General features: G+C 72.4%; 19 protein-coding genes. 10 read left to right on the forward strand and 9 right to left on the reverse strand.

All coding sequences use genetic code 11. The annotated features are described in order from the left end of the window. The coding region (gene repB / locus QR78_RS06780; RefSeq protein WP_048426749.1) for a plasmid partitioning protein RepB at positions 1-695 on the forward strand (695 nt) is incomplete at its 5' end. 178 nt (positions 696-873) lie between these two features. Here repB and QR78_RS06785 read toward each other — a convergent pair. Then, a complete protein-coding gene (locus QR78_RS06785; protein WP_048426750.1) occupies positions 874-1281 on the reverse strand; it encodes a MerR family transcriptional regulator in 408 nt (135 codons plus the stop codon). 143 nt (positions 1282-1424) lie between these two features. Between QR78_RS06785 and QR78_RS06790 the strand changes: the two genes are divergently transcribed. The 4 genes from QR78_RS06790 to QR78_RS06805 all read left to right on the forward strand — a co-directional run bounded on the left by QR78_RS06790 (position 1425) and on the right by QR78_RS06805 (position 3218). Further along, entirely contained in the window at positions 1425-2174 is a 750-nt protein-coding gene (locus QR78_RS06790; RefSeq protein ID WP_048426751.1) for a MauE/DoxX family redox-associated membrane protein, read from the forward strand. 71 nt (positions 2175-2245) lie between these two features. Beyond that, positions 2246-2449 (forward strand): hypothetical protein, encoded by a 204-nt coding sequence (locus tag QR78_RS06795; protein ID WP_048426765.1) that lies wholly within the window; start codon positions 2246-2248, stop codon positions 2447-2449. A 59-nt stretch (positions 2450-2508) separates the two neighbouring features. Then, positions 2509-2751 carry a DUF551 domain-containing protein gene (locus QR78_RS06800; RefSeq protein ID WP_048426752.1) on the forward strand — a complete coding sequence of 81 codons (243 nt, stop codon included), beginning with the start codon at positions 2509-2511 and terminating at the stop codon, positions 2749-2751. Further along, positions 2751-3218 (forward strand): MgtC/SapB family protein, encoded by a 468-nt coding sequence (locus QR78_RS06805; protein WP_048426753.1) that lies wholly within the window; start codon positions 2751-2753, stop codon positions 3216-3218. The genes QR78_RS06800 and QR78_RS06805 overlap by 1 nt, the downstream gene beginning before the upstream one ends. 248 nt (positions 3219-3466) lie before the next feature. Here the strand turns inward: QR78_RS06805 and QR78_RS06810 are convergent, their stop codons facing one another. The 6 genes from QR78_RS06810 to QR78_RS06835 all read right to left on the reverse strand — a co-directional run bounded on the left by QR78_RS06810 (position 3467) and on the right by QR78_RS06835 (position 10238). Beyond that, positions 3467-5800, reverse strand: a complete 2334-nt coding sequence (locus tag QR78_RS06810; protein WP_048426754.1) for an FdhF/YdeP family oxidoreductase — start codon at positions 5798-5800, stop codon at positions 3467-3469. A gap of 85 nt (positions 5801-5885) precedes the next feature. After that, a complete protein-coding gene (locus tag QR78_RS06815; RefSeq protein WP_048426755.1) occupies positions 5886-6353 on the reverse strand; it encodes a YaiI/YqxD family protein in 468 nt (155 codons plus the stop codon). A 5-nt stretch (positions 6354-6358) separates the two neighbouring features. Further along, positions 6359-6550, reverse strand: coding sequence for a hypothetical protein (locus QR78_RS06820; protein WP_048426756.1), 192 nt, complete (start codon positions 6548-6550; stop codon positions 6359-6361). A gap of 88 nt (positions 6551-6638) precedes the next feature. Next, positions 6639-7820 (reverse strand): glycosyltransferase family 4 protein, encoded by a 1182-nt coding sequence (locus tag QR78_RS06825; RefSeq protein ID WP_048426757.1) that lies wholly within the window; start codon positions 7818-7820, stop codon positions 6639-6641. 5 nt (positions 7821-7825) lie between these two features. Further along, positions 7826-8857 carry a glycoside hydrolase family 5 protein gene (locus tag QR78_RS06830; protein ID WP_048426758.1) on the reverse strand — a complete coding sequence of 344 codons (1032 nt, stop codon included), beginning with the start codon at positions 8855-8857 and terminating at the stop codon, positions 7826-7828. Between the two features lie 16 nt (positions 8858-8873). After that, a complete protein-coding gene (locus tag QR78_RS06835) occupies positions 8874-10238 on the reverse strand; it encodes a lipopolysaccharide biosynthesis protein (RefSeq protein WP_053220827.1) in 1365 nt (454 codons plus the stop codon). A 362-nt stretch (positions 10239-10600) separates the two neighbouring features. On the opposite strand from QR78_RS06835, the gene QR78_RS06840 reads away from it, so the two are divergent. From QR78_RS06840 to QR78_RS06850, 3 genes are read left to right on the forward strand one after another with little or no spacing between them, the layout of a single operon-like run. Beyond that, positions 10601-11410: a WecB/TagA/CpsF family glycosyltransferase gene (locus tag QR78_RS06840; RefSeq protein ID WP_048426759.1), complete on the forward strand. Its 810-nt coding sequence runs from the start codon at positions 10601-10603 to the stop codon at positions 11408-11410. 26 nt (positions 11411-11436) lie between these two features. Beyond that, positions 11437-13278 (forward strand): alpha/beta fold hydrolase, encoded by a 1842-nt coding sequence (locus tag QR78_RS06845; protein ID WP_053220828.1) that lies wholly within the window; start codon positions 11437-11439, stop codon positions 13276-13278. Positions 13279-13317: 39 nt separating this feature from the next. Continuing rightward, positions 13318-14184, forward strand: a complete 867-nt coding sequence (locus QR78_RS06850) for a glycosyltransferase family 2 protein (protein ID WP_048426760.1) — start codon at positions 13318-13320, stop codon at positions 14182-14184. A 13-nt stretch (positions 14185-14197) separates the two neighbouring features. On the opposite strand, the gene QR78_RS06855 is transcribed toward QR78_RS06850, so the two are convergent. After that, positions 14198-16138, reverse strand: coding sequence for an SDR family NAD(P)-dependent oxidoreductase (locus QR78_RS06855; RefSeq protein WP_048426761.1), 1941 nt, complete (start codon positions 16136-16138; stop codon positions 14198-14200). A 202-nt stretch (positions 16139-16340) separates the two neighbouring features. Here QR78_RS06855 and QR78_RS06860 point away from each other — a divergent pair, with 202 nt between their 5' ends. Both QR78_RS06860 and QR78_RS06865 read left to right on the forward strand, forming a co-directional pair. After that, positions 16341-17936, forward strand: a complete 1596-nt coding sequence (locus QR78_RS06860) for a GMC family oxidoreductase (RefSeq protein WP_048426762.1) — start codon at positions 16341-16343, stop codon at positions 17934-17936. 44 nt (positions 17937-17980) lie between these two features. Then, positions 17981-18457, forward strand: coding sequence for an ureidoglycolate lyase (locus tag QR78_RS06865; protein WP_048426763.1), 477 nt, complete (start codon positions 17981-17983; stop codon positions 18455-18457). Positions 18458-18461: 4 nt separating this feature from the next. On the opposite strand, the gene QR78_RS06870 is transcribed toward QR78_RS06865, so the two are convergent. After that, positions 18462-18997, reverse strand: a 536-nt coding sequence (locus tag QR78_RS06870; RefSeq protein ID WP_048426764.1) for a DUF4198 domain-containing protein, incomplete at its 5' end; no start/stop codon positions are given.

An 18997-nucleotide genomic window follows, 5' to 3' on the forward strand; every position in this document is an offset into this window, starting at 1 on the left:
GCGGCCAGCAGGTGCCGATCCTGGTGCGGCCGCACCCGTCCGACCCGGACCGGTTCCAGGTCGCCTACGGCCGGCGGCGCATCCAGGCGGCGCGCCGCCTCGCCCGGCCGGTCCGCGCCGTGGTGCGCCCGCTCTCGGATGCCGAGCTGGTGGTGGCCCAGGGCAAGGAGAACCTGGAGCGCCAGGACCTCAGCTACATCGAGCGGGCCTTCTTCGCGCTCCGGCTCGAGGAACACGGCTTCCCGCGCGCCACGATCATCGCCGCGATGGGCGTCGGCAAGGGTGACCTCTCGACCCTGATCTCGGTGGCCCGCACGGTCCCGGCGGAGGTCGTCCGGGCGATCGGCCCGGCCCCCGCCGCCGGGCGCCCGCGCTGGATGCTGCTCGCCGAGCGGATCCGAACGGCGAGCCCGAAGCGGATCGCCGGGCTCGTCGCCGATCCGGCCCTCGCCGACAAGCCGACGAACGAGCGTTTCGCGGCGGTACTCTCCGCCCTGTCGCCGCCGGCGGCCCCGCGGCCGGCGCCGCAGGTCTGGAGCGACGAGGCCGGCCGCGGCATCGCCCGGATCGAGCGCGGCCCCGACCGGGTTGCGCTCTCCTTCGACGAGACGGCCGAGCCCGGCCTCGCCGATTACGTCCTCGACCGCCTGCCCGAGATCCTGGCCGCCTACCGGGCCGGTCGCGCCCGGCCCTGACACGGGATCCGGTGCGAGATCCGAAGGCGCGCGTCGCGATGCGCGTGAGCGGCGCCCGATCGCCTTGCAGCGGGGAGCCGCTCCAGATCGTTGATCTTGCCGCATGTTCTCTCGGCGAACCGGCGCCCGCTTCGTCGAAAAATGCTCCAGACCCGAAGGAATCCCGCGGGTTGGCGCGTCAGCCGGGCTCGAAGGCGGTGATGATCGGGCACGGCCCGCTCTCGGTCGCGCCGCAGGCCGTCGCGAGGCGCGCGAGCGCGTCGCGGGCCGCCGTCAGCTCGGCGATCCTGGCGTCGAGGGCGTCGATTCGGTGGCGGGCGAGCTCGCGCGCCCGGGTCCGGTCCTCGCCGGCATCGAGCGACAGGAGCTCGGCGATTTCCTCCAGGGTGAAGCCCGCACCCTGCGCCCCGCGGATGAAGCGCAGGCGCCGGATCTCCTCGGCGCCGTAGCGCCGGATGCCGCCGGCCCGCGCCGGCACCGGCAGGAGCCCGCGGCGCTGGTAGTAGCGGATCGTCTCGACTCCGACGCCGCCCGCCCGGGCCAAGCCGGCAATGGTCAGACCGGCAATGGTCAGGTCCGTGGTCATCGGGGGCGATCCGGCGGGGTGGCGGGCATGGCTTGACTCCGTAGCGTGGTACGGATGTTAGGCCATCGATCCTCCTTCGTGAAACCGACCCGCGTGAAACCGACGCGCGAGCCCGTTTTCCGCGAACCCGACGAGGATGCCCGATGACCACCCCCACCGGCCGCACGGCCACGCTCTACCGCATGGAGACGGACGCGCATGTCTGTCCCTACGGCCTCAAGGCCCGCCACCTGCTCCAGCAGGCCGGCTACGCGGTCGACGACCGCCCGCTCGCGACGCGCGAGGCCACCGATCGTTTCAAGGCCGAGCACGGGGTGAAGACCACCCCGCAGGTCTTCATCGCGGGCGAGCGCGTCGGGGGCTACGACGACCTGCGCCGCCGGCTCGGCCGGACGGTGCGCGATCCGAACGCGGTGAGCTACCGCCCGGTCGCCGCCGTATTCGGGATGACCGCCCTGATGGCGCTCGCCGCCAGCCAGGCCGCCTTCGGCACGCCGTTCACCCTGCGGGCGGGCGAGTGGTTCATCGCCTTCAGCATGTGCGTGCTGGCGATCCTCAAGCTCCAGAACGTCGAGACCTTCTCGACCATGTTCCTGGGCTACGACCTGCTGGCGCGGCGCTTCGTGCCGTACGCCTCGATCTATCCCTATGCCGAGGCGCTCGCCGGCCTGCTGATGGCCGCCGGGGTGCTGACCTGGCTCTCCGTTCCGGTGGCGCTCGTCATCGGCGGGATCGGCGCGGTCTCGGTGTTCAAGGCGGTCTATCTCGATCGGCGCGCGCTGAAATGCGCCTGCGTCGGCGGCGGCAGCAACGTGCCCCTCGGCTTCGTGTCGCTGACCGAGAACCTGATGATGGTGGCGATGGCGGTCTGGATGACCGCGACGGCGCTGTGAGCCGACGGGGCGGGAACCATCGGGAGAGTGCGGCGATGGACCGGGAGACCCGCCGCATCCCGAGGCTCCCCATGCGCTACGCTCTCCTGATCCTCGCGCTCCTCGCGCCCACCGCACTTCTCGCGCAGGCCGGGCCGGCGCCGGATCCCGCCGAGGGGCGCCAGGTCTGCGAGGCCAAGGCCGACCGGAGCGGCATCACCGGGGACAACCGGGCGACCTACCTGCGCGAGTGCGAGGCCGGCGAGCGTCTGGTGCGCGGGACCGCGCCCCGCTGAGGGCGAACGTCGGCAGGGGCGGCGCGTTGGTCTGGAGAGAGCATCCGCCGGAGGAGCCGATGACCGATTGGAGGCCCATCGACCGCGCACCCCAGGATGGCCGCTGGATCATCGCCATCCACCGGGGCGAGCCCGACCGGCGCGCGGTGATCCGCTGGGATCCCGGGCGTGTCGGCGACGGGCGGCCCTGGCATGTCGCCACCACGGAATACGGCTACGCGCCGGAGGCGTTCACCCACTGGATGCCGTTTCCCGACCCGCCGACGCAGGATCGAGAAACGGAGGGAGAGCAGGGGGCCTGATGCCGTCCGACGCCACGGCCTTCACCCTGTCGGAGATCATCTGGCGCCTCGGCGTCGCCACCCTGTGCGGCATGGTGCTGGGCCTGGAGCGCGAATGGCGCGGCAAGGATGCGGGGCTGCGCACCCACGCCCTCGTGGCGCTCAGTTCGGCGCTCATCACCGCCTCGGCGCTCAGCCTCTACGCGATGGTGCGCCGGCAGGGCGGGGATGCCGATCCGCTGCGGGTGATCCAGGGCCTGGCCCAGGCGATCGGCTTCATCGCCGCCGGCACGATCTTCGTCGCCCGCCGCAGCGTGAAGAACCTCACCACGGCGGCGAGCGTGTGGTTCTCGGCCTCGGCCGGCATCGTCGCCGGGGCGGCGCAGTTCTCGCTGCTCGCCGTCGCGATGGGGTTCGGCCTGACGATCCTGGTCGTGCTGAAGCTGCTCGACCGGTTCGGTCTGGCGCGCAGCGAGGAGGGGGAGTGACCCCTCGAACGAGAAGCACCGCCGCGATGGCGTCGCGGCGGTGCTTGCCCTTCGCGAGGGCCTTCCTCCCCAGACTGCGGACCGCTCTCGAGGGCGGCTTGTGTCGTGTCTGTGATCACAGTGGTACCCGCCGGGTCGCGCCCGCACAAGCACAATTGTGCGCCATCCGCGGGCAACCGGCACTTTGATGCGCAAGGCCGGGCGCCGAAACGGGCAGGGGAGGGGTGCGTGCACCCCTCCCGCCGCGATCAGATCGGGTGGGCCGAATGCCCGGTCGGCTCGCGCCGGTCCGCCTTCGGCCCGCCGGCCTCCGGCCGAATCCGCACCGGTACCGATTTCGCCGCTGGCGTGCCCGACTGCACGTCGTGGTGCGAGAGCGCCATCAGCGGGTTCATCTCGGGGTAGTAGGCCCCCAGGCACCCGTCCGGCAGGGAGAACGGCGTCACGGTGAGGCCGGTCACCTCGCGGGTGATGCCGTCGCCGGCATCGCTGACGAGCGACACGACCTGGCCCGCGGAAAGGCCCGCCCGGCGAATCTCGGCCGGGTTCATCAGGAGCACGTCACGGGTGCCCTCGATCCCGCGCAGGCGGTCGCTGTAGCCGTAGATCGTGGTGTTGAACTGGTCGTTCGACCGCATGGTGATCAGCCGGTAGCGGCCCTCCGCGTCCTCGAAGCCGGTGGCCGACATCACCTCGGGGGCCGTGAATTCGGCCTTGCCGCTCTCGGTCTTCCAGATCCGCTCGCGTGCCGAGTTGCCGCGGTAGAACCCGCCGGGGATCCAGAGCCGGTCGTTGAAATCGTGGAACTCCTCGACGTAGGTCTGGGCGATCTCGTCGCGGATCAGGCCGTAATCGCCGACCCAGGCGTCCCAGGTCACCTTCGGGTTCGGCGCGAGCGTCGCCTTGGCGAGGCCGGCCACGATCGCGACCTCGGATTTCAGGAAGTCGCTCGCCGGGGTGCGGCGCCCTTGCGAGCCGTAGATGCAGCTGAACGTGTCCTCGATGCTCACCGCCTGCGGCCCGCCGGCCTGCTTGTCCTCCTCCGTGCGGCCGAGGCAGGGCAGCAGGTAGGCGATCTCGCCGTTGACGAGGTGCGAGCGGTTGAGCTTCGTCGCGACCTGCACGGTGAGCCGCATCCCGGTCCAGGCCTTCTCCATCCGGTCCTGGTCGGGGATCGCCCGCACGAAGTTGCCCCCGAGCCCGATGAAGGCCTTGATCGTACCCGCGAGGATGCCCTCGCAGGCCTCCACCGTGTTGACGCCCTTCTCCCGCGGCGGCTCGAAGCCGAACTGCTGGCTCAACCGGTCGAGGGGCACCAGCTCGGGCTTCTCCGAGATGCCGACGGTGCGCTGCCCCTGGACGTTGGAGTGGCCCCGCACCGGCGACACGCCGGTGCCGTCGCGCCCGATATTGCCCCTGAGGAGCAGGAGGTTGACGACCATCGCGACGTTCTCGAAGCCGTGAACGTGCTGCGTCAGGCCCATGCCGTAGAAGGCGCAGACCCGCTCGGCCTCGACATAGACCTGGCCCGCCGCCTCGATGTCGGCGCGGCCGATCCCGGATTCGCGCTCGATCTCCTCCCACGAGGTCGCCCGGACCTTCGCCTCGAAGGCGTCGAGCCCGGTCGTGTGCTGGGCGATGAAGTCGACGTCGAGGACGCGGGTGCCGCGCGCCTTGGCGGCGTCGTCGGCGGCGAAGACGTGCTTGCACAGGCCGAGGATCACCGCGATGTCGCCGCCGGGCCGGACCTGGTGGTACTGCGCGCTGATCGGCGTCGCCTTGCGGGTCAGCATCTCGACCGGGCTCTGCGGGTTGGTGAAGCTCTCCAGGCCCCGCTCGCGCACGGGGTTGAAGGTGATGATCTTCACGCCGCGCTTCGAGGCCTCCTGCAGCGGGTGCAGGAACCGCGGCGAGTTGGTGCCGGTGTTCTGGCCGAAGAAGAACATCGCGTCGCACGTCGACAGGTCGTCGAACACCACGGTGCCGACGCTGGCGCCGATCACCTTCTTCAGGGCCACCGAGGTCGTCTCGTGGCACATGTTGGAGGAATCGGGCAGGTTGTTGTGGCCGTAGAGCCGCGCGAACAGGGCGTAGAGATACGAGGTCTCGAGGCTCGCCCGCCCCGACGAGTAGAACACCGCCGATTTCGGATCGAGCCGCTGCAGCTCCGCGCCGATCTCCCGGAAGGCCTCGTCCCAGCCGCACGCCACGTAGCGGTCGCTGGCGCGGTCGTAGCGTAAGGGGTGGGTCAGGCGGCCGGTCTGCTCCAGCTGGTAGTCGCTCCAGCCGCGCAATTCGGTCAGGGTGTGCTTGCCGAAGAACTCGGGGGTGCAGCGCCGCGTCGTCAGCTCCCACAGGGTCGCCTTGGCGCCGTTCTCGCAGAACTCGAAGGGATGGTAGTTCGCGGGCTTCGCCCACGAGCACGAGACGCACATGAAGCCTTTCGGCTTGTTCTGGCGAAACAGCGTCTCGGTGGCGAGCGGCGTCGCCCATTCCTTGCCGAACACCTCGGCGATGCCGCGCACCGAGCCCCAGCCGCCGGCCGGGCTGTCGTAGTGGACCGTCTTTTCCTCGACCGACATGCTGGCTCTCCCGTCCGGCAGGCGCGGGAACCGCGGCTGACGACAAGGAACCCGCAGGGGGTAGGGAAGTTCGCCCGCGCCCGGCTCAGCCGCCCTGGGCGTTGCGCCGCAGCCGCACCAGGGCCCGGTCGAGGGCGCCGAGGAAGGCCGAGCGGTCCTTCGCCGAGAAGGGTTTCGGGCCGCCGGTGACGGCGCCGGCCTCGCGCAGGGACTGCATCAGGTCGCGGGTGGCGAGCGCCATGCCGACGGACGAATCGGTGAAGGCCTTGCCGGTGGGCCCGAGCACGCTCGCCCCGGCCTTCACGCAGCGGCTCGCCAGCGGTACGTCGGCGGTGACCACGACCGCCTGCGGCCCGGCCCGCTCGGCGATCCAGTCGTCGGCGGCGTCGAACTTGTCCGACACGATCACCCGCTCGATCCACGGCTCGCGCGGGATGGCGATGAAGCTGTTGGCCACCACGACGACATGGGCGCCGTGCCGCCCGGCGACGCGGTAGACCTCCTCCTTCACCGGGCAGGCATCGGCGTCGACGTAGACGGTGATCGCGGTCATGCGCGTCAGGTACCGGGATTGAGGAAGAGGCTGTCGAATTCGGGCGGCGCGTAGTTCCGCCCGGTGATGTCGGTGATGACGACGTAATCGTGGCCCTCGGCCTCGAGTTCCTGCGCCTTCTCCAGGGCGTCCTCCGGGGAGGTGCGCTGGTGCGAGAGCGGGCCGTTGGCGGTGTGGGCGGTCACGACGAGCTGCATCTCTGTCCTTGTGCTGGCGGGGCGCGCCTCGGGCGCCGCCTCGACCCCCCGGCAGGGGAGGGGGGCCGTCCAGGGTCGGGGAAGAGGGTTAACGAGGTGTTGACGAGCCGGCCCCGCGGTCCTTCCCGGTGAGGACGGCCTCGTAGACCGCGACGTAGCGGGCGGCGACGCCCGACCAGCGGTAGGCCGACAGATCCTCCGCGGCGGGCAGGTTTGCGCCACCAGGATCGAGCCGGCTTTCGGCCAGGCTGTCGTAGGCGTCCCGGATCGCTCCGGCCACGGTTGCGGGATCGGCGAAATCGCACAGCGAAATCAAGGGGTGGCGCCGTTTAAGCCAAGCGAAGGCCTCGTTGGGATGAGCCACCGGAACGAGGCCGGCGCTCAGCGCCTCGATCAGCGCGAGGCCGAAGCCCTCGTATTCGGAGGCCGAGACGAACAGGCTCGACTGCCCGATCAGTGCGCGGATCGCCGGAACGTCGAGCCCGACATGCAGCGTGACCGTCTCCGTCAGGCCGAGCCGGTCGATCTCGGCGGTGAGCGCCTCGACCGTCACGTCCGACGGGACCCCGACGATCCGCAGGCGCCAGCCGGGGCCCAGCGCCCGCATCGCGGCGAGCAGCCGGTCGAGGCGCTTGTTGTGCGAGAAACGGCCGATGGTCAGGAGCGCGCGGCGCGGCTCGGCCGAGGCGGCGCCCGCGAACTTGTCGAGGTCGACCCCGTTCGGGATCACCGTGACGCCGCCCGGCGTGATCGGTGCGAACATCCGGGCGTCGCTCTCGCTGCAGGCGACGATGGCCGCGTAGGCCCGCACGCTCAGCCGGGTCGGTCCGGCGAACCACAGCGCCTTCAGGCGCGACTGGGCGTTGGTGTGGAAGAAGCCGCCATGCGTCGTCGCCACCATCGGCCGGCGGTGGAAGGGCCGCGCAAAGGCCAGCGCATCGAAGAAGAAGTCGACGGCGTGGACGTGGACGAGGTCGGCGTCGCCGAGGTGGCGGAAGACCGAGGGCGCCAGCGGGTAGCGGTGCGAGCCGGAGAAGGGGATCCGTTCGATGTCGATCCCCTCCAGGCGCTCGCGGGCCGGCAGCCTGACGTCGGGATTCGAAAAGAGCCGGTCGAGGGTCACGACGCGCACCCGATGGCCGAGACGCGCCTGCTCGCGGGCGAGGTTGGCGACCACGTCCTCGAGCCCGCCGCGGTTCGGCAGGAACTGGCGGACGACGTGCAGGATCGAGCGCGGCCGCGCCGGAAGCGTCGTGCGAGAATCCGTCATGCCGCTCACCGCTCGCAGGTCGGCTTGGCCTGGGCGGCGCCCTGGATCGCGGCCACCACGGGAGCGTTGGCGCCGGACGGGTCGAGCTTCAGGGGGTAGTCGGGCGCCCACAGGTCGCCGGCGGACCAGGCGGTCCAGCCGACCCATTGCTGCGGGTTGGCGTTGACGTGGTCGAGCACCGCCCGCAGGCGCTCCGGGCAGTTCCGGCGCGCCGAGGCGCCGATCTCGCCCAGGAAGGCGCGACGCCCGGTCTTCGCCAGCCAGCCGGTGAGGCGCTCCACCGCCTCCAGCGCGTCGGCGCCCCGGCTGCACTCGGCATGGGTGCCCGAGAAGTCGGCGTCGAGGTACTGGTGGACCTCGTAGGCGAAATTCCGGCCCGGATCGGCCACGCCCAGCATGATCGCGGCGTTGTTGCCGGTCGGCAGGTCGGCGGTCCAGCTATGGGCGCCGCTCCAGCCCGAGCCCGAGACCAGCACCAGCTGCCGCGCCCCCGTCTCGCGGATCGCCGCGATGGCGGCGTTGGCGGCGACGAGCCAGCGCGCCGCCGGGATGTCGTGCGGCTCGTTCATCAGCCCGAACGCCACCGAGGCGTCGCCGCGGAAGTGCTGCGCCAGGCGCCGCCAGACATCCGCGAAGGCCTCGGCCGTGACCATCTCCGAATCGATCCGCGCCTTGCCGTGATAGGCGTAGTTGTGCAGGTCGATCACCGTGCGCAGGCCGGCCTGCGTCGCGGCCGAGACCGTGGCTTCGAGGCGGGCGAGCTCGTCCGGGTCGAGGGGCTGGCGCAGGACCGGCTGCAGCCGTTCCCAGCGGATCGGCAGCCGCACCGCCGTGAGGCCGAGGGCGGCGAAGCGGCCGATCGTCTCGGCCGAGGGATAGAGGTAGTCGAAGCCGTAGCGCCCCGGCACGGTGCCGAACTCGGCCCCGCTGAGGTTGACCCCGCGCAGGCACAGCGGCTCGGCCGCCCGCGCCGGGTGGGTGAGAAGCGCGCCGGCCAGGGACAGGGCAACGGCGAGGCGGGCGAGACGGTGGCGCATGTCACTCTGCCGCTTGTCACTCTGCCGCCTGGGGAACCGCCGCGGGCGGAGCGGCCGGCGCCGGGGCCCAGGCCCGGCGGGTGAAGAACGCGGTCGCCCGGCTGTCAACGTCCCAGTGCGCCCGCACCCAGCGTGCCAGGACGAGGTTGATCACCACCGTCCAGACCACGTTCGCCACCGCGACGCCGAGGATGCCGAACGGCACCGCCACGAGGCAGAGCAGGACCGCGTAGACCGAGAACAGGGCCGCGTTGGCGACCAGGATGTAGCGCTCGCCGCCGCCGATCGTCAGGAGCGAGGCCCCCGGCCCGAAGAACGCGATGACGACCGAGGACAGGCTGAGCACCATCAGCACGTCGGTATGGGCGGCGAAATCGGGCTTGAACAGCGCGAGCGCGAAGGGCGCGCCGACCGCCATCACCACCGCGCCGGCCGCGGAGATCGCAAAGCTCGCGAGCGACAGCCGGCCGACGAGGCGCTGCGCGCCGACCCGGTCGCCGGCCTGGAAATGGGCGGCGATCATCGGCATGCTCACGGTGTCGATCGCCGCGCTCGGCAGGTTGACCAGCGTCGCGTAGCGCAGGGCCACGAAGTAGAACGCCGCCTGCTCCATCCCCAGCAGCGCACCGACGATCACGGTCTCGAGGAAGGCCGTCACCGCCACCATGGCGTTGTTGGCGGTGAACAGGAGGCTCTCGCCGCGCCAGGCCGTGCCCTTGGCGGGGTGGCGCAGGCCCCCGCGCCAGGAATCCCAGCCGTGATGCCGGGCGAGGTGCCAGAACTGGTAGAGCGTCATCGCGGCGAGCAGGCCGAGCAGGATCAGCATCGCCTCGGTGGCGCCGCCGAGGAGGCCGAGGAAGGCCGCGCCCGCGAACAGGGCCGAGCAGGCGCCGCGCCAGATCACCTCCCGCGGCAGCAGCGCGAGCCAGATGCGGCCGTGGATGCGGAAGTAGCTCTGCAGGTACTCGGCGAGCGCGAACACCGCCGCGAAGGCGCAGGCGAGGTGGAGCCGGTGATAGGGATCGGGCAGCGATTCCTCGGCGACGAACACCACCGCGCTCACCGCCGCCATCGCGGCGACGGCGCCGCCGAGCCAGCCGAGGTTGTAGCGCACCAGGGCGTCGTTGTGCGGAGCCACCCCGTCCTGCGCCCGGTAATGCTTGAGCACCAGGTTCTGCTGGCCGAGCGCCGCGATCAGCCCGAGCCCGCTGCCCAGCGTGAACAGGAAGACGTAGACGCCGTACTCGTAGGTGGTGAGGAGCCGGCTCGCGACGAGCAGCATCACGAAGCCCAGGACGGCGCTGGCGATCCGGGCGACGAAGGCCGAGGCGAATTGCTGCGAGCGCCCCGACCGGCGCAGTCGCGCGACGAGTGTCAGCATCGTGTCGGTCGCCTCTCGATCGGGCGAAGGGGCGGCAGCCGGCGCCGGCCCTCCTCGTCGTTCGACCTAGCAGGCATCTCCTATCGGGGCTTTAACGAGGTCGCGCGTGCCCGAGACGATCGCCGTAAAAGCTTCGTGGTCGTCGAACTATAACGACAAGCTTAGCCTTTCATCAAGGTTGCGAAACCCACGAGTCGAAATCACTCCAAGGTGCCGTTAACCTTGTGTTGAATTAAGGCTGCATCTGCGAAGAGGGGAGGTGCATTGACTTTGCGCGGGGTGGCGCCGGTCGGTACTTCTTCACCGATCCCGGCGATGATCTTGCCTCGACACGGATCATCCCAACCCCTCGGAAGCCTCCCATGCCTGACCGTGCCCTCGACGCGGCGCCCCGAGCAGCGAGCGCAGACCGGCTCGACCTCGAAGGCGTCAGCGTCGCCGACATCACCAGCGACGAACTCCTCGCGCAGCTGCACGAGGCCCTGGAGCGGCGAACGCAGCTCTGCCTCGGCTTCTGCAACGCCAACATGCTGCTGGCGGCCCTGCGTCTTCCGGCCTACGCGGCGGCGTTGCGCGGCTTCCTGCTCGTCAGCGACGGCCTCGGCATCGACCTGTGCTCGGCGCTGTTTCGCGGCCGCTTCTTCCGCGAGAATCTCAACGGCACCGATCTCGTCCCGGCCTTCCTCGCCGCCGAGACCACGCCGCGCACGCTCTATCTCCTGGGGGCGAAACCCGGCATCGCCGGAGCGGCGGCGCACAACCTCGCGCTCGCCTATCCGCAGCATCGGGTCGTCGGCGTCCGGCACGGCTATTTCCGGCCCGAGGAGGCCGGCGCGGTCCTGGCCGAGATCAACGCCGCCGCGCCCGACATCCTGCTCGTCGCCCTCGGCAATCCGGCCCAGGAGATGTTCATCGCCGAGCACGGGCCGCGGATCGACGCGCGCCTGCTGATGGGGGTCGGCGCGCTCATCGACTACACCGCCGGGGTGGCGACCCGCGCGCCCGAATCCGTCCGGGCGCTGCGGCTCGAATGGGTCTTCCGCCTGCTGCGCGAGCCGCGCCGCCTGGGGCGGCGCTACACCCTCGACGTCGTGGTGTTCCTGGCCACGATCCTGAAGCTCAGGCTCGCGCGCTGGCGGCGCGATCATCCCGTCCGGGTCGCCCGCCCGTGAGCCCGTCCTCGAATCCGAGACCGCCCGTGAGCCCGACCGCCCACACCCAGCCGCCCGGCTCCCACGGGTCCGAGGCCGTCGCGCCGATCCCGGTCGACATTCCTGTCGCCTTGGGCGACGCCTTCGCCTGGTACACGCCCGGTCAGCTCCCGCGCGGGGTGCTGCTCTGCGGCACCTTCGGCTTCGAGCAGGGCTGCGCCTACCGCTCCTGGCGCGAACTCGCCGCCCTGATTGCCGGGGCCGGCTGCCCGACCCTGCGCTTCGACTATCCGGGCCAGGGCGATGCCCGCGACCCCGACGGTCCCGAGATCCCGGCCGCCCTCGATGCGATCCGCGCCGGCATCGCCTTCCTGCGCGAGCGGGCGGGGGTGGACGAGATCGCGGTCGTGGGCCTGCGCCTCGGCGCCACCCTGGCGGCCCTGTCGCAGGAGGGAGATCCGGGGCCGGGGATCGACCGGCTGGTGATGCTGAGCCCGTTTGCCACCGGCAAGGCCTACCGGCGCGAGATGGCGATGCAGTCCCGCCTCCTCGACGTGATGCCCGACCGCACGCCGATGCCCCAGGAGCCCGACGCGCTGATGGTCGGCAGCTTCGTGCTCGGGCCGCAGACCCTCGCCGATCTCGGCCGCCTCGACCTGATGGCGCCGGCCCGGGCGCCCGCCCGGCGGATCCTGCTGCTCGGCCCGAAGGTCGATTCCCTGGCCGATCGCTACCGGGCGCTCGGCAGTGCCGTCGAGACCGGCCCGTTCCCCGACCTGACCCAGCTCGTCTCCGATCCGCTGTTCTCCCGCACCCCCGTGGAGACCTTCGCGGTGGTGCGCGACTTCGCGGTGGCGGGTGCGGACGGAGCCAGCGCGGCGGGGACGAGGGCCGCGGCGGGGGAGGTCGCCCCCGCGCCCGGCCGGCTGACGGACGCGGCGTGGTCCGAGGAGGTGTCGCGCTTCGGCCCCGGCCTCGTCGGCATCCTGTGCCGGCCGGCCGCGGCGTGGAGCGGCGATACCGTGCTGGTGGTCAATTCCGGCCGCAACCCGCGGGCCGGGCACGGCCGGCAGACGACGCGGCTGGCGCGACGGCTGGCGGCGGCGGGCATCGCCTCCTTCCGCTTCGATTTGCGCGGCATCGGCGATAGCCCCGACCGGCCGGACGGCTCGCTGCCGCTCTACGCGGCGGATTCGGTCGCCGAGGTCACGGCGGCGATCGACCATCTCGCGGCGCTCGGCCACACCCCCGGCGTGGTCCTGGGCAATTGCAGCGGCGCCTACCAGGCGTTCCAGGCATTGGCGCAGGATGCGCGCCTGCGCGCCGCGCTCCTCGTCAACCTCTACTGCTTCGACCTGAAGCCCGGCACCGACGTCGAGACGATGGTGCGGGACACGTTTCGCCACAGCCAGGGGTATCTCGCCCGCGCCCGCCAGGGGCGGTTCTGGCGCCGGATCCTCAGCGGGGAGATCGGGCTCACGCGCATCGCGGCCGCGCTCCTGCGCGACGGCCGCGCCCGCCTCGACCGCTGGACCACCCGGATGCCGTGGCGCACGCTCCAGCGCGCCAGCGTCGCCGGGCGGGTGGCGCGCATCCGCCGGCGCGGCGCGCGGATCTGCATGGTCTACAGCGCCGACGACCTCGGCATCCCGACGGTGCGGGCGCATTTCGGTGCCTCGGACGACCGGATCGGCCGCCGCCTCGGCTACCCGGTCACGATCCTGCCGGGCACCGACCACAATCTCAGCCGCCAGGCCGACCAGGACCGGATCTTCGCGCTGCTCGAACGGGTGGTGCGCGACGCGCGGCCCGCGGCCGGCGAGCCGGCCCCGGCGCGGCCGAGCCGCAGCCCGCGCGGCCTGGCGCTGCGCCTGTCGCGCAGCGGCTGACCGCCGATGCCCGGAGACCTCCCGAACCCGAGCCGCGCCATGCCCCCGCTCCTCTCGCTCCTCGTCTGCACCAAGGGCCGCTCGGCCCAGATCGAGCGGCTGTTCGACTCGCTGACCCGCCAGACCCGCCGCGACTTCGAGGTGGTGCTCGTCGACCAGAACGAGCCCGGCACCCTCGACCCCGTGGTGGCGCGCTACCGCGGCGCCCTCGCCATCGACCACATCCGCTCGGCTCCGGGCCTGTCGCGGGCCCGCAACGTCGGGCTCGCCCGCTGCCGCGGCGACCTGATCGCCTTCCCGGACGACGATTGCTGGTACCCGGACGCGCTCGTCGCCGAGGTGGTGGAGCTGTTCGCCGCGCACCCGGAGGCCGACGCGGTGACCGGGCGCACCCTCGACGCGACGGGCCGCGAATCCCTCGGTGCCTTCCTGGCGACCGACAGCACGGTCGACCGGCGCAACGTCTGGTCGGCGGGCAATTCCAACGGCCTGTTCGTGCGCCGGGAGGCGGCCCGGGCCGTCGGCGGGTTCGACGAGACCCTCGGGGTCGGGGCGGCGACCCCGTTCCGCTCCGGCGAGGAGACCGACTTCCTGCTCCGCCTCCTCGGGCAGGGGAGGGGGGTGGTCTTCCGCCACGGATTGATCGTCCACCACGATCAGGTGGCGAGCGCCGGCCGCCACCGGCGCGCCGCCGACTATGCCCGCGGGTTCGGCCGGGTGCTGCGGCTCCACCGCTACGGCCTGCCCTACCTCGTCTTCCGCCTCGCCCGCTTCACCGCGAGCGGCGGCCGCGCGCTGCTACGGCGGGATGCCGGGACGGCGTACGACAAGGCGCTGTGGGCGATCGGGACGGTGGCGGGCTACTGCGCCGGGCGGTCGAAGGCCGGGATGGCCGCGGGGGAATAGGCCACCCTCGTCCTCAGCCGGCGTGCGAGAGCTGCGCTGTCTCGCCCGCAGCCTCGTGCCGCGCGAGAAAGTCCGGGATTGCCTCGCCGAACACCGCGTCCGCCGCCGCCCGGTCGTCCGCCGCCACGGCCGCCGCGAGGCGGTCGAGCCAGGCCGACAGCTGGGCGCGGTCGGCGAAGATGGGCTTGGCCGCCATCACGCCGTCGATGCCGGCGAGGTTCACCATCGGCTCGTCGCGGGCGAACAGGATCTCGTTCAGGCGCTCGCCCGGGCGGGCGCCGGTGACCACCACGTCGATGTCCTCGCCGGGCTCGAAGCCGGCGAGGCGAATCATCCGCTCCGCGAGATCGCGGATGCGCACCGGCTGGCCCATCTTGAGCACGTAGACGGCGGCGCGCTGGTCGCCGGCCTGCGGATCGCGGGCCTCGCGGTCGGCGTGCGAGGCGGCGGTGAGCACCAGATCGGCGGCCTCCCGCACGGTCATGAAGTAGCGCACCATGTCGGGGTGGGTCAGCGTGACCGGACCGCCGCGGGCGATCTGCGCCTTGAACACCGGCACCACCGAGCCGACGGAGCCGAGCACGTTGCCGAAGCGCACCGCGACGAGGCGGGTCTCGTCGGGCGCGCGGCCCGCATCGAGGGCCTGGGCGTACATCTCGGCGAAGCGCTTCGTCACGCCGAGCTGCGAGACCGGCTCGATCGCCTTGTCGGTCGAGATCATCACCAGCGCCCGCGCACCCGCCGCCAGCGTCGCGTCGGCGACGTTGACCGAGCCGAAGACGTTGGTCTTGATCCCCTCGCTCCAGTCGCGCTCCAGGTAGGGCACCTGCTTGAGCGCGGCGGCGTGGAAGACGGCATCGGGCCGGAACTCCGCCAGCACCCGGAAGAGCCGGTCGCGGTCGCGGATGTCGGCGATGACGCCGCTCACCCGCGCGTCGCCGGAGAGGCCGGGGCGGCTCAGCACCCCGTGCAGGGCCGGCTCGGAACTCTCCAGCACCAGGACGGCGCTCGCCCCGAAGGCGAGCGCGCGGGCGCAGATCTCCGAGCCGATCGAGCCGCCGCCGCCGGTGACGACGACCCGCTGCCCGGTCAGAAAATGCTCCAGCCGCGGCCGGTCGATGGCGACCGTCGGGCGCAGGAGCAGGTCCTCGATCTCGATCGGGGCGAGCTCGGCCCCGCGGCCGGTATCGCCGAGGCTCGTCACCCGGGCGAGCGGCAGGCCGAGGCGGCGCGCCCGCGCGATCAGCGCCTCCGGCTCGGCCTCGGGGGCGAGCGCGCTCGGGGTCGCGACGAGGCGGCGGATCGGCACGCCGCGGGCGGCCATCCCGGCCACCACCTCGTCGAGGTCGGAGACCGCGCCGAGGACCGGCACGCCGCGCATGGTCTGGCCCTGCTCCTCGGCCCGGGGCGAGAGGATGCCCTTCGGATCGAGCTTGCGCACGGCGCCCGATTCGATCGCGCGGAGCACCACCTCGATGTCGTGGCCGCGCCCGATCAGCAGGGTCGGGGTGCTGGCGGCCCGGGCCGCGCTCTGGCGCGAGCGGCTGTATTTCAGGTACCGGAACGCCAGCCGCGGCCCGCCGAGCAGGAAGATCTGCAGGACGAAGTAGAGGCCGATGGCGATCTTGCCGAAGAAGTAGATCCCGAACAGGACCGGCGAGACCAGGACGTAGTCGAGGACGAGCAGCAGCAGCGTGAGCACCGCCACCGCCCGCACGATGTTGGCCAGATCCGGCAGCGAGGCGAAGCGCCACTTGGTCCGGTAGAGCCCGAAGGCACGGTAGACCAGGCCGGCGCAGGCCACGAAGGGCGGCAGCAGGAGCGGCAGGTGGGCGAGCCGTTCGGCCAGCAGCGGGCCGTCGAACCGGATCACGAAGGTGAGGAGCACGGCGAGGGCCGTCGCCACGAGGTCGTGGGCGATGATCGTCGCGGTCTTGAGGATCTGTCTGCGCATCGGGAGCCGGCCGCGGTATCGGCCGGGGCTCCCGCGGTGTCAACGCGGGGGGCGGGCGCAGGCGCCGCGCGAGCCATCTCCCGGTGCTATGTCCCCGGTGTCATGTCCCGATTGCCATGTCCCGGTGCCATGTCCCGATGCGGGATCGCCGCCGGGCGGCGCCCGGCCTATAACGACGGGAACGAACAGCCCGGGGGGGAGCATGGACGCGTTCGACTTCGTCATCGTCGGCGGGGGCACGGCGGGCTGCGTGCTGGCCGACCGCCTGAGCGAGGACGGCCGCCACCGCGTGCTGCTGCTGGAGGCCGGCGGCGCGGGGAGGGGGTTCTGGGTCGGCATCCCGGCGGGATTCCCGAAGCTCCTCACCGGCGCGGCCTTCAACTGGCGCTTCGCCACCGAGCCCGAGCCGAACACCCACGACCGGACCATCGTGGTGCCCCGCGGCAAGGGGCTCGGCGGCTCGACGCTGATCAACGGCATGATCTTCGTGCGCGGCCAGCCGCAGGACTTCGACACCTGGGCCCAGGGCGGCAACCGCGGCTGGAGCTGGTCCGACGTGCTGCCCTATTTCCGCAAGCTCGAGCATTTCGAGGGCGGCGACCCCGCCCTGCGCGGCCGCGGCGGTCCGCTCCACGTCACCCGGGTCGGGGTGAAAAACCCCCTCGCCGACGCCTTCATCCGGGCCGGCACCGAGGCCGGCTATCCCGAGAACCCGGACTACAACGGCGCCTCGCAGGAGGGCTTCGGCACCTACCAGGCCAACCAGCGCAACGGCCGGCGCTGGAGCGCCCGGGACGCCTACCTGACGCCCGCCCGCCGGCGCCCGAACCTGACGGTGCGCACGAACGCCCATGTCCTGCGCCTCGACCTCGACGGCACCCGCGCGACCGGCGTCACCTACCGGCGCGGGGGACGCGAGGAGCGGGTGGCGGCACGGGCCGAGGTGATCCTGGCGGCCGGCGCCGTGCAGTCGCCCCACCTCCTCGAACTCTCGGGCATCGGCCGGCCCGAGGTGCTGGCGGCGGCCGGCCTCCCGCTCCGCCACGCCCTGCCGGGGGTGGGCGAGAACTACCGCGACCACTACGCCACGCGGATGAACTGGCGGGTGAAGCTCCCGGTGACCCTGAACGAGGCGACCCGCGGCTGGCGCCTCGGCCTCGCGGTCGCGCAATACGCGCTCACCCGCCGCGGCATCCTCACGCTGGGCACCGGCCTCGCCCACGGCTTCGTGCGCACCCGGCCCGAGCTGGCGGGGCCCGACGTGCAGTACTTCTTCATGCATGCGAGCTACGCCAACGCCGCCGACCGCACCCTGGACCGCGAGCCCGGCATGACGATCGGCGTGACGCAGCTGCGCCCGGAATCCCGCGGCACCATCCACGCGGTCTCGAACGACCCGTTGCGCCCCCCGGCGATCCGCCCGAACTTCCTGAGCGTGCGCAGCGACCAGGAGGCCCTGATCGAGGGCATGCGCATCGCCCGCCGGGTGATCGACCAGCCGGCCATGGATCCCTACCGCGCCCACGAGCTCGCTCCCGGCCCGGGCGTGCAGTCGGACGACGAGTGGCTCGATTTCGCCCGCCGCAACGGCCAGACCATCTACCACCCGGTTGGTACCTGCAGCATGGGCCAGGGGCCCGAGGCGGTGGTGGACGAGCGCCTGCGGGTGCGCGGGATCGAGGGCCTGCGGGTGATCGACGCCGCCGTGATGCCGACCGAGGTCTCGGCCAACACCCAGGCCGCCGTGATGATGATCGCCGAGAAGGGGGCCGACATGGTGCGCGAGGATCGCCGCTGAGCTACGGCACCCGGGACCAGAGATCCCCTCGAGGAGCCGACCCGATGCGCACCCTTCCGATCGCGCCGATCACCGCGGAGGCCTTCGCGCCCTACGGCACCCTGCTGGTCGGCCCCGCCGCCGGCCCGCGGCAGGACCGGGCGGCCGAGATCGAGAACGGCCGGCCGGGCGTGCCGCTCAACCTCGCGCTGATCCGGAGCGAGCCCTTCGCCGCGACGATGCCGCTGCGCCGGCTCGAGCGGCACCCGCGCTCGGCGCAAGCCTTCCTGCCGCTCGCGGTCGGCGACTACCTCGTGGTGGTGGCCCCGGATGCGGGGGACCGGCCGGACGAGGCGGGTCTCTGCGCCTTCCGGGTCCCGGCCGGCACCGGGATCGTCTATCGCAGCGGCGCCTGGCACGCCCACATGACCACGCTCGCCGCCCCCGGCACCTTCGCGATGCTGGTCCACGAGGATGGCGGGCCGGAGGATTGCGTGTTCGCGCCGATCGAGCCCGTCTCCGTGGACCTGCCGGAGGCGTGAGGCGTCAGTTCACCGACGGTTCGTCGAGGCGGAACGCGAAGGTCGCCGTGTAGACGTCCTCGTCGGCGAGCGTCGGGGTGGCGGACGGACTCACCGTCTGGCTCACCGTCAGCACCTGGCTGCCGGCCTTGCGGATCGGCACCGTGGCGATGCCGTCCTGGTCGGTGGCGTAGGCCGGCAGGCCGGCCCGCTCGGGCTCCATGCCGCTCTCGCCGTAATAGAGATCGGCCCCCGGCAGCGGCGCGCCGCGAAACAGCACCCTCACCCGGATCGCCCCGGCGGTCGGGCCCGGCACCTCCACCGGCACGATCTCGAGCGTGTGGCCCACCACCCGCAGCCAGGGCGCGCCGGGGCCGAAGGCGGCCTTGGCGTACTTCACCGACCAGCGGCTCTCGCGGGCCTCCGCCACCAGGCGCCGGCTGGCATTGACGTGGGTGCCGTCGCGCAACGTCGTCCAGTAGCCGGAATCGTAGGTCGCCGCGACGAGCGTCCGGCCGGGCTTCGTGCCGAGGGGCGCCAGCAGGGCGGGGCGAACGGCCT

The organism is Methylobacterium indicum (genome assembly GCF_001043895.1).
Taxonomy (GTDB): domain Bacteria; phylum Pseudomonadota; class Alphaproteobacteria; order Rhizobiales; family Beijerinckiaceae; genus Methylobacterium; species Methylobacterium indicum.